Source organism: Comamonadaceae bacterium OTU4NAUVB1, from assembly GCA_024372625.1.
In the GTDB taxonomy this organism is placed as follows: domain Bacteria; phylum Pseudomonadota; class Gammaproteobacteria; order Burkholderiales; family Burkholderiaceae_C; genus Variovorax.
In genome coordinates, this window is sequence record CP099607.1 from 82,662 (window position 1) to 105,550 (window position 22,889).

Below are 22,889 nucleotides of genomic sequence, written 5' to 3' on the forward strand. Positions count from 1 at the left end.
TAAAAGGGAAAAGGGAAAAGAAAAAAGGAGATACGGTCTAGCCGGTCCGTCTGGCCGATCGTCGGCCTCAGACCGTGAGCAGCTTTTGCTGGATGAAGTTTTCCAGATCCCTGACCGCCATGGGCTTGCCGTACAGGTAGCCCTGCACCTGCCCGCAACCGCACCGCTGCAGGAAATCGCACTGCGCGACGGTTTCGACGCCTTCGGCGATCACCTGCAGTCCGAGCTTGTCGGCCAGGAAGATGACCGCCTTGACGATCGCGGCATCGGCCTCGTCGTTGCAGATCTCGGTGATGAAACTCCGGTCGATCTTCAGCCGCGTCAGCGGGTAGCGCTTGAGCAGGCTCAACGACGCGTAGCCGGTGCCGAAGTCGTCGAAGGCGATGCCCACGCCCAACCGATGCAGCACGCGCAGCGGCTGCAGCAGCCGCTCGTCATGCGCGAGGATGATGTTCTCGGTGATCTCGAGCTCCAGCGCTTCAGGAGGAAGTCCGGTCGACTCGAGCACGTCCATGACGTTCGTTGCCAGGTGCCCGTTCTGGAACTGGGCCCCGAAGAGGTTCACGCCCATGGTCAAGCCGGGCAGCACCTTGCGCAGTTCGACCGCGTAGGCACACGCCGTCGCCAGCACCCATTGCCCGACCTCGGCGGCAAACGCGCCCGACTCGATGGCGGCGATGAACCGGACCGGTGGCAGCAGGCCTTCGGTGGGATGGCGCCAGCGCAGCAGGGCTTCCAGACCCACGAGCGCCTGATCGGCCACGCGAATCTGGGGCTGGTAGAACAATTCGAATTCACGGTGCTCGATGGCGCGGCGGACCTCGTCTTCCAGGGCGCGTCGGGTCAGGACCTTGTCCTTCAGGCGTGCGTTGAAGAACCGCACGCAATTGCGGCCTTTGGCCTTGGCCTCGTACATGGCCAGATCCGCCGCCGCGAGCAGATCGTTGACATCGAGACCGTCGCCAGGAAACACGGCGATCCCGATGCTGGCGGTCACGTGGGTCAGGTGAGCGTCGACCGTCACGGGTGCAGCGACGGCGCCGAGCATGCATTGGGCGCCGTGCTCGATCTGGCTCAGCACCGATTCGGCCGGAATCAGCACCGCGAATTCATCCCCTCCCAATCGGGCGACGGTGTCGATCGATCGGGCACAGGACAGCAACCGCCGAGCCACTTCCTTGACGACCTGATCACCGGCGCGATGGCCCAGGGTGTCATTGACGTCCTTGAAGCCATCGAGGTCGAGCATCAGGAGCGCGAACGGTTCCTTGCGATCCAGGGATTCCGCCACCCGGCTCAACAGCACGCCACGGTTGGGCAGCCCGGAGAGGCTGTCGATGTGGGCGAGCTGGAACAACCGGTCCGCATCGGCCCGGCGGGTGGTCATGTCGCGGATGATGGCGCCAAAGCTGGCTTGCCCGTCCTCCTGCCACATCGACAGCGACAGCTCGATGGGAAACTCCCGACCGTCCTGGTGGCACGCTTCGAGTTCGACCGTGGTTCCCAGCAAGCGCGGCGCACCGCCTGCGGCCACCCGCTGCAGCCCACTGCCATGTCCACCCCGCATGCGTGGCGGCACGATCAGGTCGAGGCTGGCGCCGATGGCCTGACTGGCGTCGAAACCGAACAGCCGCTCGCACGCCGGGTTCCAGAACGTGATCCGGCCGAGATGGTTGGCGCAGATGATGCCGTCGGGCGACGTGGCGGCGATCTGTTCGAAACGCGTCTGTCCCGCGCGATGCGCGACGGCCAGCCGCCGGACCTCCAGCTTGTCGAGCACCAGCGTCGCCAACGCCTTCAGATGTGCTCGCTCCTGGGGCGAGAGGCCGTTGCGGGGTCGACGATCGATGATGCACAGCGTGCCCAGTGCATGACCACCGGGCGTGAGCAGTGGCATGCCGGCATAGAACCGGACGAAGGGTTCGCCCACGACCGACGGATTCTGCACAAAACGCACATCCAGCTTGGCATCAGGAATCACGAGGATGTCATCGAGCGCCAGCGCATGCGCGCAGAACGACTCGTCGCGCCCGCTCTCGCAGACGTCCAGGCCCATCCTGGCGGAAAAGATCTGCCGCGTCTGTTCGACGATCGAAACCAGGACGATGGGCACGTCGAACAGCTTGGATGCCAGTTCGATGATGGCATCCAAGTGCAGTTCGGTGTCGTCCGACTTGAGTTGATAGTCGGCCAGGGTGGCCAGACGGTCCGGTTCATTCAACAGCATCGGCGCAAATCGCATAAAAAACCTGAAAACCAAAGTTCGTCGAAAAAAGAAGGTGCTGACTGCTTATCGGCAACCTGCCGTGAAAACTTAGCATTCAATGGGAAATCCGAGATTGCCACACGTCGTTTCAGGAATTGATGGTCCCACCGGCACGGGAATTCTCGATGCATGAATTTCGGTTTTCGAGCAAGAAATCACTTCGACATGAAGACGCTTAAAAGAAAGGTTTTGCTTTCAGATGGCGCCAAGCATTTTCCTGCTCGACCTCGTTTGTCAGCCAACAGGCCGAATCGTCATCGGACGACTCGATGGCCATTGCCATCCACCGGGACACTAGGTATTCTGAACCATCCAGTTCAGATCATTCATTCCAAGGAACTCCATGAATCAGATGCCAGTTGCCGTGTCTTCCCCCCGACGACTTCTTCGGGCCCGTTGCGTCGCGCTGGCCGCGGCTGCCGCCCTCGTCGGCCTGACCGCCCAGGCGGCACCCGACGATGCCATGGCCAAGACCGGCACCCGGTACAAGGCCGATGCGGACATGCAGGTCGTCCTGGACGAACTGGCGACGCTCGGCGGCAAGCCCATCGAGACCCTGACGCCCGACGAGGCTCGCCAGCAGCCCACGCCGACCGATGCGGTGATGTCGGTCCTCAAGAAGAAGGGCAAGGACACGTCGCCGACGGCCTTGGTCCCGGGCGTCACCAGCGTCGACCGCGAGATCACCGGTGCCGCAGGCAACATTCCCGCGCGCATCTACACCCCGGACGGCCCGGGCCCGTTCCCGGTCATCGTCTACTACCACGGCGGTGGCTGGGTGATCGCCGACAAGCAGGTGTACGACGGTGGCGCGCGCGGCCTCGCCAAGCAGGCCAATGCGATCGTCGTGTCGTCGGACTACCGCCGGGCGCCGGAAGCCAAGTTCCCGGCGTCCCACGACGACGCGTTCGCGGCGTACAAGTGGGCAGCGGACAACGCGGCCAGCATCAACGGCGACCCCAAGCGCATGGCCCTCGCGGGCGAGAGCGCAGGCGGCAACATGGCCATCTCGACGGCCGTGGCCGTGCGCGACGCGGGCCTGACGAAACCGACGCACATCCTGGCCGTCTATCCCGTGGGCCAGACCGGCAACCTCAACACCAGGTCGTATGTCGACAGCGCCACCGCCAAGCCCCTGAACAAGCCGATGATCGAGTGGTTCGTGGACAAGCTGCTGGCCAAGCCGGAAGACAAGGCGAATCCCCGTCTCGACGTCCTCAATGCCAAGCTCGCCGGCCTGCCGCCGGTGACGATCATCAATGCCCAGATCGATCCGTTGCGCGAAGACGGTGCCCTGCTGCAGGCCGCGTTGAAGAAGGCGGGCGTCAAGGTCGATCGCAAGGTCTACGACGGCGTGACGCACGAGTTCTTCGGCATGGCTGCCGTGGTGAAGGACGCGGCGGACGCCCAGAAGTACGGTGGCAAGGCGCTGAAATCGTCCTTTGGCAAATAAAGCCAGCCAGCGATGAAAAAAGCCGACGCCACGTCGGCTTTTTTCATGGGGCATGCGCGTCGGCCGTGCCTCGACCGCGTGCCCGAGGCCTAGTCCATCAGTTCGATGGCCACCTTCAGCATGGCACGTGCGCGTGCTTCCGACGCGCCCGCCTTGCGCAGGGTGATGGCACCGGTGGTCAACGCCATCATGGCACCGCCGATGTCGGACGCTCGCTCGGCGGTGAAGCCATGCTGGGTCAGCAAGGAGGTCAGCAGGTCGTCCACCTTGCCCAGATAGGCTTGACCGATCCGGCGGACTTCCGCGTCGGAGGGTGCCAGTTCCATCGCCACGTTGACGAAGAGACAGCCTTCGGATGGCCGCAGGCTGCATCCCGCGACTTCCAGCACCGCCACCAGTGCGTCCCGGGGCGTCGGTCCCGTCGCCGCCGCCGCTCGCATGCGCTCGACGAGTTCGTCGGTGTAGAGGAGCAGAACGGCCCGCAGGATCTTCTGCTTGGAGCCGAAGATCGCATAGAAACTCGAGCGCGCGATGCCCATCGTCGTCAAAAGCTCGTCGAGCGAGGTGGCCGCGTAGCCTTTTTCCCAGAACAGGCCGGTCGCACGCCGAAGGACCGCATCCTCCTCGAAGCTTCGGGGGCGACCTGCACTTTTGTTCGTCATGGGTCACTCTAGCAGCCGCCGTTTCAACCTTCAGTCGATTCCGGCAGCAGCGCCACGATGGGCACCTTCCTGTCAATTGGAATCGAGGTAACTCGACAAGTCTCCGGTTCCTGCTGCACCTGGAAAAAACAGTCTCATCCTTTTTCCATGCTGTCATGCAATGCGCATTGCGAAAGGCCGAGACCCATATGCCGGCCTTTGTCATCGGGTTCAATGGCGGATCGACGACACGCGCCGGGCCGGTATCGCACCGCGTGACGTGCATCGGCCAGGCCGTGGCCGGTCTGCGGCACAACGAAATTCCACGGATCATCCAGGGCACGAAAACTGCATGGACATTCCGTTGTCACCGGCGAGCGATGCGTCACGCCACCGTTCGAGCCGACATCCCTGGACAGCGGTGTGCCGATCATCATGGACCTTCCCGTCAAGAGCGCACTCCGGGTGCTCGAACTCTTCGAACTCTTCGACCATCTGCAACGCCCGCTCGTGTTCGGCGAGATCGTGGCGCTGACCGGCTATCCGTCGTCGAGTTGCGCCGCGCTGCTGGGCACCCTGACCGACCGTGGCTACTTCCTGCACGATCGCCGGCACCGCAGCTACATGCCCACGCCCAAGTTGTCGCAGCTCGGTGCCTGGGTCAGCCCGCAGGCGCTTTCCAGCGAAGCCGAACTGATCCGACTGCTCGAGCAGGCGCATGCGCGCACCGGGGAGACGGTGGTGGTCGCCGAACGCACCGGCAACTTCGCCCGCTATGTGCACGTGATCCGTGTGGCGCATCCGGTGCTCACCCATGTGCAGACCGGCATGCTGCGGCCGCTGTGCACGTCGGCGGTCGGCCTGGCACTGCTGAGCGAGCTGGCTCCGCACGAACTCAGCGAGGCCCTCGCGCAGGTGCGACTCGACAAGGTCGCCAGTTCGCCGGAACTCCGGGTCGCGGCGGTCAGGCGGGAGGTGGCGGAGGTGCGCCAGCGCGGCTTCGCCATGTCGCGTGGTCGTGTCACGTGGGGCGCGGGCATGATCGCGATGCCGCTGTCACGGCCTGTCGATGGCCGGCGCCTGACCGTCGGCATCGGCGGCCCGCTGGAGCGGCTGGACACCAAGCTCACGCTCCTGCATCGAACGCTCAAGGAAGTGCTCGATGAATGGCTGATCCGGGCCTAGGACAGGCCGGGCCGGCGGCCGGTCGATCCCTGGCCGACGCCGGCGCACCCGGACGGCCCGTGCCGCCCAGGCGCCAGGCGCCGCGTCAGGTCGGCTTCTTGAACTTGCAGTTCGAATCCTCGTAGGGACCGGACTCCCGGGTCCATTTGTCGGCCGGCATGTCGGGTTCGCACAGCGTGGCGCCGGTGGCCTTGTTCTTCCACACGTAGTACTCGCTGGGCTGCGCCGCGACCAGTGAGGATGCGGCGAGCGCCAGGGTGGCGAGGATGAGTTGGAGTTTCATGGATCGGTTCCAGGTTGATTATTTGTAGGCGAGGCTGTTGGCCACCACCATCATCAGGTTCTTGCCCTGGGCAACGATGGCGGTGCGGTAGGCCTCGAACCGCGCGTCGGTGATGGCGTTGTCGTCGCGGACGTTGCCACCCGTCGTGGGCGTGCCCCCGAAGAAATTCGTCATGACCGGCGTGTGGATGTGGCCCGCCGGAATGCTCAGGCCGAACGTGTCGCGCAGCACGGTGTTGCGGTAGGCGCTTTCGTTGGAGAGGTAATCGCCACCGCCGCCCTGACGCGAGCACCATTCCGGCTTCGGTGGCACCACGCTGGTGTTGGTCGGATCGTAGGGGTCGAGCGTGGTGGGCAGGAAGTCCGGCATGCGATTCACCACCCCGTTGGACGGCTTGCTCAGCGTCTCGAGCGCGCCGCAATTCGGAAAATAGGTGTAATTGGTATGGTAGGTGACATCGAAACCTTCCGTGCCGGCACTGGTGGCGCCTGGCGGGCGCGCCACGCCCGCGCCGGTCTGGCCCGTGACCATGGCGGGGAAGGGCAGGCTGGCATTGCTGAATTGGGGCGGATAGTCCTTCATCCATTGTCCTGCGCTCTGGTAGCCGAGCCATCGTGCCGGCGGGTACACGTTGCAGCCCGAATTGGACAGGGTGATGGGCGACGCGCCCGCCGTGGAGGGCGACCCGATGGGCAGCACGTAGGCGGGCAGTCGCGTCGCGCCCGCCGGGCAGTAGACGATCCCGTCGTTGCCGGCGGACGACCCGTGGAAGCGGCCGTTGAACGCTTCGAGATTGAAGATGTTGGCGCTCCCCTGGCTCATGGTGATGGATGCATCGACGCGCTGGGGGCCCGGCCTGAAGAAGGGGCCGATCGTGTCTTCCTGCATGCCCTTGTTGAAGGGGTCGTAGCTGACCGGAAGCAGGTAGGTCTCGACGCGCGCGATGGTGCCGTCGGCCAATGGGAATTCCCGCCCGTCGAGTTCGAGCGCCGTCGCGCCCGAGGGATTGCCGTTGCGCAGGCCGGTGTTCGGCGTGCCCGGGATGCCGAGGGTGAAGGTGTCGAAGCCGCTCATCAGCACGCGCCGGTAGCGGGCGCCGTTCGCGTTCGCTCCGGTGGGGAGGTCCAGATCGTACTGGCCGCGCGAGGAGCGCTCGAACTGCCACTGCAGCTCCTCCCGCTGGGCATCGGTCATCGCGAAGGATGGCGACCACTGGCGCAGCGTTTTGGTCATGTAGACGCGCGTCCAGTAGAGCGCGCGATCGTCGCTCGCGGGCAGCGTGCCGCCGGCGCGGCGGCCCTGGACGCGGTCGACCGCGGCGCGCCAGAGCGACGCGCCCTGCTGCTTCACGAGCGCGAGCGCGGCATCGTAGGAGGCGATGGCCGTCGTGTTGTCCGCGGCGCACAGCACGCTCGCGAAAGCGGGATTGAAGGTGTCGAACGCGGCGCCCTTGACGAGCCGCTCGGCGACCGGCGTGGTGTCGTTGCCGACGGCGGTGGGCGTTCCGCTCGGCAGTGGCGTCAGGAGACGCTGCTCCTCGTAGGCCAGGGGAACGCTGGCATTCCAGCTGCAGGACACCGGTGCGGGTGCGGGGACCCCCCCGGAAGTGGGCGGTATCGGGGCTGGCTCGTCGTTGTCGCTGCCGCCGCACGCACTCAGCGCGGCCATCGCGACCACCGACAAACCCATGACTCTCAAGCGTTGAAAAACGACCATCAAAATTCTCCGGAAGGGGTTCGCTCCGTCGTCAACGGAACGGTCCAGCGGGCTGGCGTGTCGGAGTATTGGGGAACGTTTCCCGAGCCACAGGACAATTGGCGGGATTGCGCATCGGCTTCCATGGATGTGGAAGTCGCGCGAGGGCGCGAGTGCGGAGGGCTCGCGTTGCGCGGAGAAACGACACCCGGCCGGGGCAGCCTCCAGCGACCGATTTCCGCGCATGCGGCTCCGATCCACGGTCCGTGCCTGCCGATGGCGTCGAACGGCGCGTTGGCGATCGCCGCCGGCCCGGAAACCGACGCCGACGCGCCGCCGCCCGGGGGCCGACCGGCCGGTTTCCTAGGTCGATTTGCGAGCGGGCGGCATCGGCAGCGATGCTTCGAAATTGGCCAGCAACCGGCCGCGACCCGCATGCACGTGACGCTCCGCAGCCGCTTTCGCGCGCGACGAATTGGAGGCCACGATGGCATCGAAGATGGCGCGGTGCTCCACGTTCGAGCGGCGCATGTTGCCCGGAACGTTGAAATACTTGCGGCGCACCAGGTGCAGTTCCTTGACGTAGTCGTCGTAGGCCTGATGCGCGCGCTGGTTGTTCGAGAGGATCAGCACCAGTGCATGGAACTGCAGGTTCAGGTCGTAGTAGAGCGTGCCGTCCTCCGCGTCGCAGGCCGCGTCCATGGCGTCGAGCAACGATTCCAGCTGGCGCCTGTAATCCTCCGTCAGATGTTCGCACGCACGGTCCGCCGCGTAGCCGAAGACGAGCGCCCGCAACTCGTAGATCTCCAGCAGTTCGCGCAGCGACAACTGCCTCACGAAGACGCCTCGATTGGCCACGGCGGTGACCAGCCCCAGGCCGGCGAGCACCTTGATGGCCTCGCGGATGGGACCTCGGCTGGTGCCCATGCGCAACGCGAGGGCCGCCTCGTTGAGCCGGTCGCCGGGCTGGAATTCGCCCGAGTAGATCAGCTGCTTGAGTTCGTTCACGATCGAGTGCGAGAGGCCGGCGCCGCGAGGATGGGAAGTTGGGGTGGGCATCGGCAAATCCTAACGGCAACGACCCCCGGCGCCGGCTCGCGCAGGGCCCTGCGACCTCACTCCACCTTCACGTTGGCGCTTTTCACGAGCTTGACCCAGAACTTCTCGTCCCCCTCGAGGAAATTGTTGAAATCCTCCGGTGACGGCGATACCGACACTTCGGTGCCGTCGCGTGCGAGCGATGCCTTGACCGACGGCTGCTGCATGGCGATCCGGGTGGCCTCGTAGATCTTCCTGATCACCGCGGGCGGCGTGTTCGCGGGCGCGAACATGCCGTACCAGAATTCGAGGTGGTAGTCGGGAAGGCCGGCCTCCCTCATTCCCGGCAGGTTCGGCACCAGCGGCGACCGCTCCCGCGTGCTGACGGCGAGGGCGCGCAGCCGGCCGCCGGTCGCCATCGGAAGCACCGAGGGCGACGTGCCGAACGTCAGCTGGGTGTCGCCCGCCATCACCGACTGGATGGCCAGGCTGCCGCCCCGGAAGGGGATGTGGGTCATCTCCGTGTCGGTGATCTGGCTGAACAGCGCGGCGCCGAGGTGGGGCGCCGAGCCGTTGCCCGACGTCGAGTAGTTGAGCCGGCCCGGTGCCTTCCTGGCGGCCGCCACGAGTTCGGCCACCGACTGGATGCCGGTGTCGGGGTTGACGGCCAGCACCAGCGGCGACGTCGTCATCCTGGTGATGGCGGCCAGGTCGCGCGCGGTGTAGGGCAGCTTCGGGTTCAGGGCCAGGTTCACGGAGATGCTGCTCGGGCTGGCGACGAGCAGCGTGTAGCCGTCCGCCGGCGCCTTCGCCACCAGCTCGGCGGCGATGCTCGAGCCGTTGCCCGGCTTGTTGTCCACCACCACCGGCTGGCCCATGGCCTTGCCGAAGGCCTCGCTCATCGCGCGCGCCACGTAGTCGGCGGCGCCCCCGGGCGCGAACCCGACGACGAGCCGGATGGGCTTGCTGGGGTAGGGCGCGGGCTGCGCCCCCGCCGGCATCGATGCCAGGGCGAACAGGCCGAGGGCCAGCGCGATCTTGCGGAAATGCTTCATGGTGGATGTCTCGTGGTGGTGATCGGCCGGCGCTCACGCCATGGCGGGCGGTCGCAGGACGATCTTTCCGACGTGCCCGCCCGCTTCCATCCGGGCCTTGGCCTCGGGCAGCTGCGTGAAGTCGAAGACCCGGTCGATCCGGGGCCGGAGGCAGCCGGCGGCGAAGTGCGGCATCACCTGCGCGACGAAGCCCGGCACGGCCGCGGCGCGTTGCGCCTTGGTGCGCAGCTTGTTCGATACGCCGAACACGCTGAGCCGCTTCGCGTGCAGGGCGGCCAGATCGAGGTCGGCGTGGACCACGCCGTCGACGTAGCCCACGGTGGCCAGCCGGCCTTCGAAGGCCATGCAGCGGATGGCTTCGGCGAAGACCGTGCCGCCGACGGTGTTGACGACGAGGTCGGCGCCATGGCCCTGGGTCGCCGCCATCACCGTGGCCGCGAAATCGGCCGCGCGCGAATGGATGGCGACGTCGAGCCCGAGCGGCTTCAGCACCGCGAGCTTGTCCGCCGAGCCCGACGTGCCGAGCACCCGGGCGCCCAGGACCTTGGCGAGCTCGAGCGACGCCACGCCCACCCCGGACGAGACCCCGTTCACCAGCACCCAGTCGTCCGGCTGCACGCGCCCCTGGAGCACCAGCATGTCGTAGGCGACCAGGTAGGTCAGCGCGATGCTGGCGCCTTCTTCCCAGGACAGCCCCTCGGGCAGCGCCATGGCCTCGGCATCCTCCATCAAAGCGCATTCGGCGAAGGCGCCGGCACAGCGGCCGAACACCCGATCACCCGGCCGGAAACACGTGACCCCGTCGCCGACGCGGACGACCTCGCCCGCCCCCTCGCCGCCGATCGCCTTCCAGGTCCCGGCGGTGGTCAGGCCGTGGCCCGAGACGAACTCGCCGCGATTGAGCGAAGCCGCCGCGATGCGCACCAGCATTTGGTGCGGCCCGGGCGCGGGCACGGGCGTCTCGCGCACCTCGAGCACGGTGGCGTCGTCGGTCATCTGCATCCAGTAGGCGCGCATGGGGTCTCCCGTTCGGTTGGGTCGGTCAGCGGCCGGTGAAGACCGGCTTGCGCTTCTGCATGAAGGCCGTGCGGCCTTCGGTGTAGTCGGCGCTCTCGAAGCAGCCGCGGATCAGGGTGGCGCAGCGCTCCATGTCGAGCTCGGGCGACGGCTTGAGGATCTCGCGCATGACGGCCTTGGCGGCGGCCACCGTGATGGGCGCGTTGTCGCCGAGCGCGCCGGTGTATTCGGCCAGCAGCGCCTCCAGGCCTTCGGGCGGCGCGACGCGCGAGACCAGGCCCAGCGCCCGCGCCTCGTCGGTGCCGATGCGGCGCGCGGTGAAGAACAGGTCCTTCGCCGCGCCCGGACCGATCAGGTCGACCAGGTTCTTCAGCGCCGAATAGCGATACCCCAGCCCCAGCCGCGCCGCCGGGATGGCGAACACCGCGTCGCTCGCCGCGATGCGGATGTCGCAGCTGATCGCCACGTTCACGCCGCCGCCGATGCAGTAGCCGCGGATGCACGCCAGCGTCGGCTTGGCGAAGTCGTGGATGCTCATGAGCGCGTCCTCGGCCATGGCTTCGTACCGGGCCACCGCGTCCTTCGCCGCGCGCATGTCCTCGAACTGGGAGATGTCGGCGCCCGATACGAAGGCCTTCTCCCCGGCGCCCGAGAACACGACCAGGCGCACGCGGTCGTCGTCGGCGGCCCGCCGCAGCAGCGGGGGCACCGCCTCCCACATGTCGACCGACAGCGCGTTGTGGCGCGCGGGGTTGTTGAAGCGGACGTGCAGGGTGGTGGCGTCGCGCCACGCCAGCACCCGGTCGCTGGTGGACGCGTAGTCGGGGGTGTTCATCTCAATGGACTCCGGTGGCTTTCAGGCGGTCGATCTCGTCGGCCTCGATGCTCAGCTCGCGCAGCACCTCGACGGTGTGCTCGCCGCGCAGCGGTGCCGACCGCGCGATGGTGCTGGGCGTGCGCGCGAGCTGCATCGGCTGGCCGACCAGGCGCTGCGGGCCCAGCCGTGCCGACACCACGTCCTTCACCATCCCCAGGTGTTCGATCTGCGGTTCGGCGAAGACCTCGCGCATGTCGCTGATGAGTCCGCAGGCCACGCCGCCCGCGTTGAACTGCGCGATCCAGTGGCCGCGGTCGTGCGCGGCCAGGCGCCGGTCGATCTCGGCGTTGAGCGCGTCGCGGTTCGCCGAGCGCGACGCCTTGTCGCGGTAGCGCGCGTCGTCGATCCACTCGGGCGCCCCGAGGATGTGGCAGAACCGCTCCCAGATCTTCGAGCCGAAGACGGCGATGTTGAGGTAGCCGTCGCGCGCCTTGTAGACGCCGGTGGGAATGCTCGTCGGATGGAAGTTGCCGGCCTGCGTGCCGACCTCGCCGTCGATCAGGTAGCGCGCGGTCTGGAAATCCATCATGTAGACCATGGACTCGAGCAGCGAGGTGTGGACGAACTGGCCGCGTCCCGAGGTCTCGCGTTCGAGCAGCGCGACCAGGATGCCCTGCGCCGCGAAGATGCCGGCGCACAGGTCGGCGATCGGGATGCCCACGCGCACCGGCCCGTCGCCCGGCAGCCCGGTGACCGACATCAGGCCGCCCATGCCCTGCGCGATCTGGTCGAAGCCCGGGCGCGAGGCGAGCGGACCGGTCTGGCCGAAGCCGGAGATGCTCGCGTAGACGAGGCGGGGATGGTCCGCCGCCAGCGTCTCGTAGTCGATGCCGAGGCGGAATTTCACGTCGGGGCGGAAGTTCTCCACCACGACGTCGGCGCCGGCGATCAGGCGCTTGAGCGTCGCGATGCCTTCGGGCTCCTTGAGGTTGAGCGTGATCGAGCGCTTGTTCCGGTGGGTGTACTGGTAGTCGGAACCGTCCTGCCCGCCGAGCGTGTCGTCGCCGCGCATGTGCTCGGGCATCTGCACCTGGATCACGTCGGCGCCCCAGTCGGCCAGCTGCCGGCACGCCGTCGGACCCGCGCGGACCTGGCTCAGGTCGATGACGCGGAAGCGCTGGAGCGCGGTGGAAGCGGGGAGGTGGGGCATGGGCGATGGCACCGGTGGGAAGCGCAAGGCGGCTTCGAATGCCGAGGATTGTCAGAATGAATCGTCGAAAGTGTCAACACTTTGATCCCAATCGCAAACCCTTATCGCATTTTGATCGGCGGTGCTGCAGCATCGGCAGGCTTTCGAGCGACGGCACCGGTGGGTGCCGCCCATCCACCGGACCCTTTCATGCAACGTCGCACGTTCGCCCTGGCGATGCCGCCTGTGCTGCTCGGAATGCACCTCCGAGCCTTCGCCCAGGATTTTCCGAACAAGCCGATCCGCTACATCGTTCCGGTCTCCGCCGGCGGTGGCAGCGACATGGTCGGACGCACCGTGACCGAGCGCTGGGGCCGGTTGCTCGCCCAGACCTTCGTCGTCGACAACCAGGGCGGCGGCGGCGGGGTCATCGCCTCCCAGAACACCGCGCGCGCGGCGCCCGACGGCTACACCCTGATGCAGGGCTATGTCGCCACCCACGGCACCAGTCCGGCCACCCGCAAGGTGCCCTACGACGCCGTGCGGGACTTCACGCCGATCGGCATGATCGGCGGGACGCCCAACGTGCTGGTGGTGAACGTCGATCTGCCCGCCAGGGACTTCAGGCAGTTCGTGGCCCTGGTGAAGGCCAAGCCGGGCGGCGTCAGCTACGGCTCGGCCGGCGCGGGTTCGCTGACGCACCTGACGATGGAGCTGCTCAGGCAGCAGACCGGCATCCAGATGACCCACGTGCCGTACCGGGGCATCGCCCCGGCGTTCACCGACCTCATCGGCAACCAGACCCAGGCCATGTTCCCGGGGCTCGCCGCGGCCATGCCGCACATCAAGTCCGGCCGCGCGGTGCCCCTGGCCGTGACCGGCAAGGCACGCCATCCCCAGCTCAAGGACGTGCCCACGCTCGAGGAGCTGGGCCTGCAGGGCTTCGACGCCATGCAGTGGTACGGCGTCGTCGGCCCGGCCGGCATGCCGGGCGACGTGGTGAGCCGGCTCAACGACACCCTCAACACCGTGCTCAGAGCCCCCGACCTGAGCGAGAAACTGGCGGTGGAGGCGGTCGAGCCGATGCCCATGACCCCGCGCCAGTTCGGCGACTACCTGCGGGCCGATCTCGCGCGCTGGACCCAGCTGGCGCGCGAGCGAAAGATCGAACTCGACACCTGAGGCGGCCGTCCGCGTCCGACCTTCCCCTTCGAACCCCCACCTCAACCACCACTTCCCACCCATGGCACGCAATACCCAAGTCACCGCCGATCACGACGCGCCGCCCGTCACCCGCATCCTGGCCGATTACGTGGCCAATCACCCGTCGCGGGGATGGAGCGACGCCGTCGACCACGAGGCGCACCGGACGTTCCTCAACTGGCTGGGCTGCGCCGTGGGCGCGGCCCGCCACGAAGCGGTCGAGGCCGCCCTGGCCGCGGTGCAGACGCTGCAGCCCGCGCCGCAGGCGAGCGTCCTGGGCCGCGCCGAGCAGGTCGACATCGCCAGCGCGGCCCTGCTCAACGGGATCGCCTCGCACACCTTCGATTTCGACGACACGCACCTGAAGACCATCATCCATCCGGCCGGCCCGGTCGCATCGGCCGTGCTGGCGCTGGCCGAACACACCGGCGCCAGCGGCCGGGTGATGCTCGACGCGCTGGTGCTGGGCATCGACGTCGCCTGCCGGCTGGGCAACACGGTCTATCCCGAGCACTACGACCGCGGCTGGCACATCACCGGCACCACCGGCATGTTCGGCGCGGCCGCCGCCTGCGCGCGACTGCTGGGCCTGAGCGCCGACCGGACGGCGATGGCGCTGGGCATCGCGGCGTCGCAGCCGGTCGGCCTGCGCGAGCAGTTCGGCACCATGACCAAGCCGTTCCACCCCGGCGGCGCCGCGCGCGCGGGCCTGATGTCCGCCCTGATGGCCAGGCACGGTTTCACCGCCAGCCCGCGGGCCATCGAAGCGCCCCGGGGCTGGGCGCAGGTGGTGTCGACCAAGCACGCGTGGAACGAGGTGACCGACGAACTGGGCGAGCGCTTCGAGATTTCCTTCAACAGCTACAAGCCGTTCGCCTGCGGCATCGTGATCCACCCGAGCATCGACGCCTGCGTGCAGCTGCGCGAGCGCGGCGTGAAGCCCGAGCAGGTCGAGCGCATCGAGCTGAAGGTGCATTCGCTGGTGCTCGAACTCACCGGCAAGAAGGAACCGGTCGACGGTCTCCAGGGCAAGTTCAGCGTCTACCACGGGTGCGCCGCCGGCCTGGTCTTCGGTCGTGCCGCCGAGGAGGAGTTCGCCGACGACATCGTGAGCCGTCCCGACGTGGTCGCCCTGCGCCGCAAGGTCGTGGCGACCGTCGACGACGGCATCGACGAGGCCAGCGCCGACGTCACGGCGGTGCTGGCCGACGGCCGGCGCGAGCACGTGTTCGTCGAGCACGCGATCGGATCGGTGCAGCGGCCCATGAGCGACGGCGACCTGGAACGCAAGTTCCACGGCCTGTCGGACGCGCTGCTCGGCACCGGGGCGAGCGACCGCCTGCTGCAGGCCTGCTGGGCCCTCGGCGATGCCGCGGACGTGCGCGCGCTGACCGCGCTGGCCCGGCCATGAGGACGAACGAGCCGCTGCCCGCCGGCTCCGCGCTCCGGGGCTTCGACCCCGTGATCGTGACGCCGCACAGCGCCGGGCATTCCGATGGCAACGAAGCGCGGGTCGCGGCGCGCTTCCTGGACAACCTGCGGTGCTGGCTCGACGGCGGCGTGCTGCCGCACCGGGTGGCCTGAACGCCGTGGCGCCACGGGATGCGACGGAGCGTGCGTCCGCGGGGCGATGCCGCATCGACCGGCCCGGCGCGCGATCGCGATCGGGGTGGCTGCGTGGCTCCGCGCGGGCCGGCCGTCCCGCCACCCGCCGTCACGTGAAGAGGCTGCGGTAGGCGTACAGGCCGGGGGTCCCGCCCGTCATCACGAAAAGCACCTTGTCGCCGCGCGCGTACCGCCCGGCCGCGAGGTCCGACATCAGCCCCGCCAGGGCCTTGCCCGAATAGACCGGGTCGACCAGCAGACCCTCGGTGGCGCCCAGCAGGCGGAGGGCGGCCAGCATCCCGTCGGTCGGAATGCCGTAGCCCGCGCCCCGGTGCGTGCCGTCGAGGTCGATGGCGTCGTCGTCGAGGTCCCCGGGGTGGCCGAGGAGCGCCAGGGTCGACCGGGTGAGTTCCAGCGTCGCGGCCCGGGTCGGCGCCAGATCCGCCAGCACCGAATGGCCCCGCACGGTGGCGGCGCCGCGTCCCAGGAGTTCGAAGCCGGCCGCCAGGCCCGATTGCGTGCCCGCGCTGCCGTTGGGGACGACGACCTGCCGGAAACGCCAGCCGGAGCGCCGTTCCTGCCCCGCGATCTCGAGGGCGCACCGGACGTAGCCCAGGGCGCCCAGCGGGGTGGAGCCTCCCGTGGGGATGACGCAGGCGCGCCGGCCGAGGCCGGCCAGCACCTCCGCGCGCGCGTTCGCTGCTTCCAGGGCGTCCGATCCGGGCTCCAGCGTGACGATCCGGGCGCCGAAGACGGCGTCGAGCACGAGGTTCCCGCTGTGCTCGTAATCGGCGTCGGTGCGCCGCACGGTTCTGGCGAGGAAGAGTTCGCAGGCGAGCCCGATGCGGGCGGCCGCCGCCGCCGTCAGCCGCGCGTGGTTGGACTGCAGGGCACCGACCGTGAGCACGGTGTCCGCGCGCTGCGCCCGCGCGGCGCCCAGGAGGTATTCGAGCTTGCGCAGCTTGTTGCCGCCACCGCCGAGTTCCATGTGGTCGTCGCGTTTGACGAACAGCGCGACGCCGAGGGCGTCGGCCCCGAGCGCGGCCTCCAGGCGCTTCAGGCGCCGGATCGGCGTCGGTCCCGCCACCAGGGGGACGCGGGCGAAACGAGCGAGCGCCCGGGCGAGTTCATGGGGGGTCACGGGAGCGTCCTGTTCGAGGGCCTGGCCTCTGGACGTTCCAGTGTAGGACCGCGTGGCGCAGGCACCTCCCGGCGCGGCCACCGCGACGCCCGCCGCGCCGACCGGGGCCCGGCGGCGCCGCTCCGGCCGTCCCGCCGGACCACCGGCGGCGGACGAGTCGCTACGATCAGGCGATGACCTACCTTGTCGATTTGCTGGGCCAGTACGGGCTCGTCGCGGTGTTCGCCTGGGTGCTGATCGAGCAGGCGGGCGTTCCCCTGCCCGCCTACCCGATGCTGATGGTGGCCGGTTCGCTGGCCGCCGTCGGCGAGCTCTCGCTGCCGTGGCTCGTCGCCGTGACCGTCGCGGCCTGCCTGATCGCCGACCATGGCTGGTACCTGGCGGGACACCGCTTCGGCGGACGCGTCCTGCGGCTGATGTGCAGGCTGTCGCTCACGCCCGACAGCTGTGTCAGTCAGACGGAGTCGGTCTTCGACCGATGGGGACCCCGGTCGCTGATCGTCGCCAAATTCATTCCGGGTTTCGCGTCCGTGGCCACCGCGATGGCCGGCGCCACGCGCGTCTCGCGCTCCGCGTTCCTGGTCTACGACTTCATCGGCTCCCTGCTGTGGGCGGTCGTGGGACTGGCCCTGGGATGGCTGTTCGCGCCGGCCGTCGAGGTCGTGCTCGCGACCTTGCAGCAGCTCGGGCACTGGGGGGCGGGACTGCTGGCCGCGGCCATCCTGATCTACGTCGCGCGCAAGGCCTGGAGCCGGATCAATTTCCGCAAGCACCTGCGCCTGGAACGCCTGACGATCGCGCAACTGAAGGACCTGCAGGACAGCGGCGCGGACGTGGTCCTCATCGACGTGCGCCAGCGCGCGCTCTGGGAGAAGGAGCGCATTCCGGGATCGATCCCCTACGACGCCCGGGCGTGGAAGACCGCGGCCGGCCACCCGCACCTGGAGAAGGTCATCGTCACGTACTGCGACTGTCCGGCGGAGGCCTCCGCCGCCGTGATCGCGCGCGCCCTGGGCGACGCCGGTTTCGGCCGCGTGCGCCCACTGGCCGAGGGCCTGGAAGGCTGGAGGAAGGCGAACAACCCGCCCCCGGGTCCTGCGCAGACGACCGCGACGTCCACGACGTCCGCGGGCTGATGCGGCCTGCCGCGCGCGGGCCGATCCGGCAGCCGCGCGGCGCCGGCCATCGGCTCAGGGGTCGACCCGGGGACGGCCCCGCGTCGCGTCCGCCGGCGGGAAGCCATAGAGCGCCGCCGGCGTGTCGACCAGCACCAGACGCCGCAGCGCGGGCGTGGGCAGCCACGCGTGCAGCGTGTCGAGCAGTTCGCCGGGCGCGATGGCGCGGTAGGCGCTGACGCCCCACCGTCCCGCCTCCGGCTGCCGGGCCGTGTGGGGCCAGTCGCTGCCCCACAGGAGCGAGGCCGGGGCGGCCTCGACGAACGCCCGTGCCCAGGCGCCGGCCGATCCGGGCACCGCCAACCGGTAGGGCGCCGACAGCTTCACAAGGACGCGTCCGGCGCGCAGCAGGTCGGCAACGGTGGCGGCGCCGCCGTCGCGGGGGTCGCCGTCCACCAGCGCGAAGTGGTCGAGCACGACCTTCACCGGCAGGGTGGCCAGCCGGTCGGCCAGGACCCGGACGACGCCCGCAGCGGCATAGAGCTGCAGGTGCCATCCAAGGTCCGCGATGCGCTCGCTCCACCGCGTCAGCAGGTCGTCGAGCACGGCGGCGTCCTGGCGGCCCGAACTCTCAAGGTTGATGCGGACGCCGCGCGCGCCGCGCGCATGCATCCGCCGCAGCGCGTCCGGCGCGACGTCCTCGGGCGGCACGACCACGCCACGGGCGGCGCCGTCCAGGCGGTCCAGGCTGTCGAGCGTGCAGCGGTTGTCGGTGCCGTAGACGCTGGGTTGCACGATCACCGCGCGTTGCAGCCCCAGACCCGACAGGTGCCGGCGCAAGGCGTCCAGGGAGGCGGGACCGGGCGTGTAGTGGCGTTGCGCCACCATGGGATAGGCCTCCGGCGTGCCGATGACGTGGACATGGCAGTCGCACGCGCCAGCGGGCAGCGCGGTGTCCGGTGCGTCCGGGACGTGGTGCGTCTCAGCCGCCGACATGGTCGTCCGCGCTCGCCAGGCGGCGCGCGAAGGCCCGCCCCGTGGCGCCGGTGCCCAGGGCGCCGCCGACGTCGCGCGTCGCCTGGCCCGCCCGGATGGCGGCGGTGGCGGCGTGCTCGATGGCCTGCGCCGCCGCGACGAACGCGGGCAGACCGCGCCGCTGTCCGTGCCAGCCGAGCAGCTGTCCGGCCGACAGGATCAGCGAGAACGGATTGGCGACGTCCTGGCCCGCGATGTCGGGCGCCGAGCCGTGCGCAGCCTGGCCCATGGCGTGGTCCTGGCCCGCGTTGAGCGATCCCCCCAGCCCCAGGCTGCCCGACAGCTCCGCCGTCAGGTCTGACAGGATGTCGCCGAACATGTTGGTGGTCACGATGACGTCGAACTTCCGGGGGTCGCGCACCACGTGGGCCATCATGGCGTCGACGATGTAGTCGTCGACGCGCACCTCGGGAAAGCGCTCGGCCACGCGCTGGCATTCCTCGATGAACATGCCGTCGCCGATCTTCAGCACGTTGGCCTTGTGGACGATGCTCACGTGGCGGCCGCGCGTCATGGCCAGCTCGAAGGCGGATGCCGCGATGCGCGCGCAGCACACCCGCGTGATGCGCCGCAGCGACACCACCACGTCGGGCGTGATGAGCATCTCGCTGCCGCCGGAGGCGATGTTGCGGTCGGCATAGAACCCCTCGGTGTTCTCGCGCACCACCACCAGGTCGAATTCGCCGACCTTCTGCGGGAGCCCGCTCCAGGTGCGCGCGGGCCGGATGTTGGCGTAGAGGTCGAGTTCCTTGCGGAAGAACTTGGAAGGATTGATCTCGCCCCGGGCCTCGTCCTTGAAGTCATAGGTCGCCATCGGGCCGAGCATCAGGCCGTCGGCGGCCTTGACCTTGGCGAGCAGGTCCGGCGTAACGGTCGCGCCGTGGCGCCGCAGGCTCTCGTGGCCCGCCACGTCGTGATCGAATTCGAGCGCGAGTCCGAAGCGCGAGGACGCGGCCGCCAGCACCTCGATCGTCGCGGCCATGGTCTCCGGACCGATGCCGTCGCCGGGGAGTACAACGATTTTCATGGGAGTGTTCCAGTGGGTTGGTGATTCGTGCGGGACTCAGTCGAGGATCGTTCCCGTGGCCTTGATCAGGCGCGCGTACTTGGCGACCTCCGCGCGCACGAACTGCTCGAAACGCTCCGGCGTCATCGGCGACACGGCACTGCCTTCGGCCTCGAAGCGCGCCTTCAGGTCGGGCGTCACGATGATCCGGTTGATCTCCTCGGACAGGCGCCGGACGATGTCCTCGGGGGTGGCGCGCGGGGCGAAGTAACCGCCCCACAGGCTGAAGTCGAAGCCCGGCAGGGTGTCCGCGACCGGTGGCACCTGCGGCAGGCCGGCCAGCCGTGCCGGGGTCGAGACCGCCAGCGCCCGGACCCGGCCGCCCTGCAGGTGCGGCACGATCGACGACGCGCTGGCGAAGAAGAACTGCACCTGCGCGCCGATCAGGTCGGTGATGGCCTGGCCGGCGCCCTTGTAGGGCACGTGGGTCATCTCGGTGCCGGTGCCCGCGGCCAGCGCCGCCGCCGCCAGGTGGCCGGGGGTGGCGGTGCCGGAGGAGGCGTAGGCCACGCGGCCGGGCGCATCCCGCGCGCCCTTGACCAGGTCCGCGACACTCTGGAAGGGCGAGCCCGACGGCACGGCCAGCACCAGCGGCGCGTTGCCCACCAGCGCCACCGGGCGCAGGTCCTTGAGCGCGTCGTAGCCCGGGTTCTTCATGGCGGTGCCGTTGATGGCGATCTCGCCGGTCTGGCCCAGCAGCAGCAGGTGGCCGTCGGCCGGTGCCCTGGCCACCAGCCTGGCGCCCAGTGCCCCGGTGGCGCCCGGGCGGTTGTCGACGATCACGGACTGCCCCAGCGCGCGCGCGAGGCGATCGCCCACGAGGCGCGCGAAGACGTCGCCCTGGCCGCCGGGCGCGTACGGCACGATCACGGTCACGGTGCGCTCCGGCCAGGTCGCGGCGCGGACGTTGCCGGCCAGGGCGAGGGCCGCGCCGGCGGCGCACGCGCCGAGCAGCCGGCGCCGGTCGAGTTCGAAGGGGGTCATGGGAACAGGCTCCTGTACGGGATCGGGATCGTTCAGCGCAGCTGCATGCCGGGCTTGTTGGCGACGTCGCGCCACAGCGCAAGCTCCTTGCCCAGCTCGGCCGCGAACGCGGCGGGCGTCAGGCGGATCGGGTCGGCGCCTTCGTGCAGCAGGCGGCCCTTCACCGGTTCGGCGGCGGCGGCGTCGTTCACCACCGCGTTGAGCGCCGCCACGACGGCCGGCGGCGTCCCCGCCGGCGCGAGCACGCCCCACCAGGTGGTGACGTCGTAGCCCGGCACGCCCGATTCCGCCAGCGTGGGCAGCGCTGGAAACAGCGGCGAGCGGCGGGCGCTGGTCACGGCCAGCAGGCTCAGCTTGCCGTCCTTCAGGTGCGTCTGGATCGTCGGCACGGTCGCGAAGAACAGGTCGACCCGCCCGGCCAGCAGCTCGACCGTCGCAGGCGCGCTGCCCTTGAAGGGCACGTGCGTCATCGCGAGCCCGGTCTTCTGGCGGAACATCTCGCCGGCCAGGTGGTTGATGCTGCCGTTGCCGGCCGAGCAATAGTTCAGCCCCTCGGGCCTCGCCTTCGCGGCGGCCACCAGCTCGGCGATGCCGGACACCCCCAGGGCCTTGTTGGCCACCACCAGCAGCGGGCCGCGCCCGATCATGGCGATCGGGCTGAAATCCCTGACCGGATCGAAGGGCAGTTTCGGCTCGATGGCGGCATTGGTCGCGAAGGTCGAGGTCGCGAACAGCAGGGTGTGGCCGTCCGCCGGCGCCTTGGCGACCAGGTTGGCGCCGATCGCGCCGCCCGCGCCGCCCCGGTTGTCGACGACCACGGGTTGTCCGAGGCGTTCGGACATGGTCTTGGCGATGTCGCGCGCGATGCTGTCGGTGCCGCCACCGGCCGCGAAGGGAACGACCAGCGTGATGGCGCGCGTCGGCCATGGGGCCTGCGCCCGGGCGGGCGCGAGCGCGGGCACGGCCAGGACGGCGAGCGTGGCCAGCAGCATCTGCCGGCGGCGATGGGAAAGGGTCATGGTGTCTCCGTCGTTTCTTGCCGCGCCACCGCGACGAAGGACGTCGGGACGGTGACCGGTGCGGGGCATGATCGATCGGCCGGCGGTCGCTGTAAATTGCAAAGAAGCTTCGCATTGATACGCTCGGCGCATGAATTTCGATCTGTCCGACCTGCGCGCCTTCGTCTGCGTCGCCGACCTGGGAAGCTTCCGCGCCGCTGCCGAGGCGCTGCACCTGTCGCAGCCGGCGCTCTCGCGGCGCGTCGACAAGCTCGAACAGGCACTCGGCTTCCGGCTGTTCGAGCGCACCACGCGCAAGGTCGACATCAACGCGATGGGACGGGCCTTCCTGCCCCGGGCGCGGCACGTGCTCGGCGAACTGGAGTCGGCGCTGCTGGGCATGGTGGACCTGTCCGCGCGCATCCACGGCCTGGTGACCGTGGCGTGCATCCCGTCGGCGGTGGACAACTTCATCTCCGGCGTGGTGCGCGATTTCCACCGTCGGCTGCCCGGCATCCGGGTGCGGCTGCTGGACCAGCCCGCGCCCGACATCCTGCTGTCGGTGGCGCGGTCGGAGGCCGACTTCGGCATCACCTACCTGGGCCTCCAGGAACCCGACCTGGAATTCGAGCGGCTCGTCGACGAACCGTTCGTGCTGGCCTGCCGGGGCGACCACCCGCTCGCGCGCCGGCGCCGGGTGCGCTGGGCCGAACTGGCCGAGCACGACTGCGTGGTGCTCGCGCCGGGCAGTGGCAACCGGCTGCTGATGGACCAGGGCCTGGCACACGTGGCGGCCAAGCCGCGCTGGACCTGCGAGGTCCAGCACGTGCCGGCGCAGCTCAGCCTGATCGAGGCCGGCGTCGGGGTCGGCGCCGTGCCCAAGCTGGCGCTGGCCGGCGGCGCCGGTGCCGCGCTGGTCGGCGTGCCGCTGGTCGAACCCGCGCTCGCGCGCAGCGTGGGCATCGTGCGCCGCCGGGGACGCCCCGCCGGCGCCGCCGCGCAGGCGTTCCACGACGCGCTCGTGGCGGCCCACCGCTCCCACGACGCGCCGGCGCGCGCCGCCCGGCCCCGCGCGGGACCGGCGGCCTGACGGCCGTCGTCGG

The 22,889-nt window shown here is 69.4% G+C and carries 22 protein-coding genes and 2 pseudogenes; 7 read left to right on the top strand and 17 right to left on the bottom strand.

Features of this window, described 5'->3' with window-relative positions:
- Positions 1 to 67: 67 nt before the first annotated feature.
- The 3 genes and pseudogenes from NF681_20040 to NF681_20050 form a co-directional block, all read right to left on the bottom strand.
- Positions 68 to 916, bottom strand: coding sequence for an EAL domain-containing protein (locus NF681_20040; protein UST56400.1), 849 nt, complete (start codon positions 914 to 916; stop codon positions 68 to 70).
- 21 nt (positions 917 to 937) lie between these two features.
- Positions 938 to 1,387 (bottom strand): annotated as a pseudogene (locus tag NF681_20045) (GGDEF domain-containing protein).
- Between the two features lie 45 nt (positions 1,388 to 1,432).
- A pseudogene (locus tag NF681_20050) lies at positions 1,433 to 2,227 on the bottom strand (PAS domain S-box protein).
- Positions 2,228 to 2,609: 382 nt separating this feature from the next.
- Between NF681_20050 and NF681_20055 the strand changes: the two are divergent.
- Positions 2,610 to 3,719 (top strand): alpha/beta hydrolase, encoded by a 1,110-nt coding sequence (locus tag NF681_20055; GenBank protein ID UST56276.1) that lies wholly within the window; start codon positions 2,610 to 2,612, stop codon positions 3,717 to 3,719.
- A gap of 89 nt (positions 3,720 to 3,808) precedes the next feature.
- Here NF681_20055 and NF681_20060 read toward each other — a convergent pair whose 3' ends face one another.
- Entirely contained in the window at positions 3,809 to 4,381 is a 573-nt protein-coding gene (locus NF681_20060) for a TetR/AcrR family transcriptional regulator (protein ID UST56277.1), read from the bottom strand.
- A 134-nt stretch (positions 4,382 to 4,515) separates the two neighbouring features.
- The gene (locus NF681_20065; GenBank protein ID UST56278.1) at positions 4,516 to 4,797 is read right to left on the bottom strand and encodes a hypothetical protein; all 282 of its coding nucleotides are present in this window, start codon (positions 4,795 to 4,797) and stop codon (positions 4,516 to 4,518) included.
- Between NF681_20065 and NF681_20070 the strand changes: the two genes are divergently transcribed.
- On the top strand, positions 4,796 to 5,545 hold the full coding sequence (locus tag NF681_20070; GenBank protein UST56279.1) for a helix-turn-helix domain-containing protein: 750 nt from the start codon (positions 4,796 to 4,798) through the stop codon (positions 5,543 to 5,545). The two genes, NF681_20065 and NF681_20070, sit on opposite strands and share 2 nt — an antisense overlap.
- 85 nt (positions 5,546 to 5,630) lie before the next feature.
- On the opposite strand, the gene NF681_20075 is transcribed toward NF681_20070, so the two are convergent.
- From NF681_20075 to NF681_20105, 7 genes are all read right to left on the bottom strand, one after another.
- Complete coding sequence (locus NF681_20075; protein UST56280.1) at positions 5,631 to 5,828, bottom strand: hypothetical protein; 198 nt, start codon at positions 5,826 to 5,828, stop codon at positions 5,631 to 5,633.
- An 18-nt stretch (positions 5,829 to 5,846) separates the two neighbouring features.
- Positions 5,847 to 7,406, bottom strand: a complete 1,560-nt coding sequence (locus NF681_20080) for a hypothetical protein (GenBank protein UST56281.1) — start codon at positions 7,404 to 7,406, stop codon at positions 5,847 to 5,849.
- Positions 7,407 to 7,886: 480 nt separating this feature from the next.
- The gene (locus tag NF681_20085) at positions 7,887 to 8,582 is read right to left on the bottom strand and encodes an FCD domain-containing protein (protein UST56282.1); all 696 of its coding nucleotides are present in this window, start codon (positions 8,580 to 8,582) and stop codon (positions 7,887 to 7,889) included.
- Positions 8,583 to 8,638: 56 nt separating this feature from the next.
- A complete protein-coding gene (locus NF681_20090) occupies positions 8,639 to 9,616 on the bottom strand; it encodes a tripartite tricarboxylate transporter substrate binding protein (GenBank protein ID UST56283.1) in 978 nt (325 codons plus the stop codon).
- 33 nt (positions 9,617 to 9,649) lie between these two features.
- Positions 9,650 to 10,633, bottom strand: a complete 984-nt coding sequence (locus tag NF681_20095; protein UST56284.1) for a zinc-binding dehydrogenase — start codon at positions 10,631 to 10,633, stop codon at positions 9,650 to 9,652.
- 25 nt (positions 10,634 to 10,658) lie between these two features.
- The gene (locus NF681_20100; protein ID UST56285.1) at positions 10,659 to 11,468 is read right to left on the bottom strand and encodes an enoyl-CoA hydratase; all 810 of its coding nucleotides are present in this window, start codon (positions 11,466 to 11,468) and stop codon (positions 10,659 to 10,661) included.
- A gap of 1 nt (position 11,469) precedes the next feature.
- Positions 11,470 to 12,660 carry a CoA transferase gene (locus NF681_20105; GenBank protein UST56286.1) on the bottom strand — a complete coding sequence of 397 codons (1,191 nt, stop codon included), beginning with the start codon at positions 12,658 to 12,660 and terminating at the stop codon, positions 11,470 to 11,472.
- Between the two features lie 189 nt (positions 12,661 to 12,849).
- Here NF681_20105 and NF681_20110 point away from each other — a divergent pair, with 189 nt between their 5' ends.
- The 3 genes from NF681_20110 (at position 12,850) to NF681_20120 (ending at position 15,426) form a co-directional block, all read left to right on the top strand.
- Positions 12,850 to 13,821 carry a tripartite tricarboxylate transporter substrate binding protein gene (locus tag NF681_20110; protein ID UST56287.1) on the top strand — a complete coding sequence of 324 codons (972 nt, stop codon included), beginning with the start codon at positions 12,850 to 12,852 and terminating at the stop codon, positions 13,819 to 13,821.
- 61 nt (positions 13,822 to 13,882) lie between these two features.
- A complete protein-coding gene (locus NF681_20115) occupies positions 13,883 to 15,253 on the top strand; it encodes an MmgE/PrpD family protein (protein ID UST56288.1) in 1,371 nt (456 codons plus the stop codon).
- Positions 15,250 to 15,426 carry a hypothetical protein gene (locus NF681_20120; protein ID UST56289.1) on the top strand — a complete coding sequence of 59 codons (177 nt, stop codon included), beginning with the start codon at positions 15,250 to 15,252 and terminating at the stop codon, positions 15,424 to 15,426. The genes NF681_20115 and NF681_20120 overlap by 4 nt, the downstream gene beginning before the upstream one ends.
- Before the next feature lie 130 nt (positions 15,427 to 15,556).
- Here NF681_20120 and NF681_20125 read toward each other — a convergent pair whose 3' ends face one another.
- Positions 15,557 to 16,588, bottom strand: a complete 1,032-nt coding sequence (locus tag NF681_20125) for a D-cysteine desulfhydrase family protein (protein ID UST56290.1) — start codon at positions 16,586 to 16,588, stop codon at positions 15,557 to 15,559.
- A gap of 173 nt (positions 16,589 to 16,761) precedes the next feature.
- Here NF681_20125 and NF681_20130 point away from each other — a divergent pair, with 173 nt between their 5' ends.
- Complete coding sequence (locus NF681_20130) at positions 16,762 to 17,724, top strand: VTT domain-containing protein (GenBank protein UST56291.1); 963 nt, start codon at positions 16,762 to 16,764, stop codon at positions 17,722 to 17,724.
- 54 nt (positions 17,725 to 17,778) lie between these two features.
- Here the strand turns inward: NF681_20130 and NF681_20135 are convergent, their stop codons facing one another.
- From NF681_20135 to NF681_20150, 4 genes are read right to left on the bottom strand one after another with little or no spacing between them, the layout of a single operon-like run.
- Positions 17,779 to 18,699 carry an amidohydrolase family protein gene (locus NF681_20135; GenBank protein UST56292.1) on the bottom strand — a complete coding sequence of 307 codons (921 nt, stop codon included), beginning with the start codon at positions 18,697 to 18,699 and terminating at the stop codon, positions 17,779 to 17,781.
- Positions 18,686 to 19,765: an isocitrate/isopropylmalate family dehydrogenase gene (locus NF681_20140; GenBank protein UST56293.1), complete on the bottom strand. Its 1,080-nt coding sequence runs from the start codon at positions 19,763 to 19,765 to the stop codon at positions 18,686 to 18,688. The genes NF681_20135 and NF681_20140 overlap by 14 nt, the downstream gene beginning before the upstream one ends.
- A gap of 36 nt (positions 19,766 to 19,801) precedes the next feature.
- Entirely contained in the window at positions 19,802 to 20,788 is a 987-nt protein-coding gene (locus NF681_20145; protein UST56294.1) for a tripartite tricarboxylate transporter substrate binding protein, read from the bottom strand.
- Between the two features lie 32 nt (positions 20,789 to 20,820).
- A complete protein-coding gene (locus tag NF681_20150) occupies positions 20,821 to 21,780 on the bottom strand; it encodes a tripartite tricarboxylate transporter substrate binding protein (GenBank protein UST56401.1) in 960 nt (319 codons plus the stop codon).
- A 157-nt stretch (positions 21,781 to 21,937) separates the two neighbouring features.
- On the opposite strand from NF681_20150, the gene NF681_20155 reads away from it, so the two are divergent.
- Positions 21,938 to 22,876, top strand: coding sequence for a LysR family transcriptional regulator (locus NF681_20155; GenBank protein UST56295.1), 939 nt, complete (start codon positions 21,938 to 21,940; stop codon positions 22,874 to 22,876).
- The last annotated feature ends 13 nt before the right edge of the window (positions 22,877 to 22,889 follow it).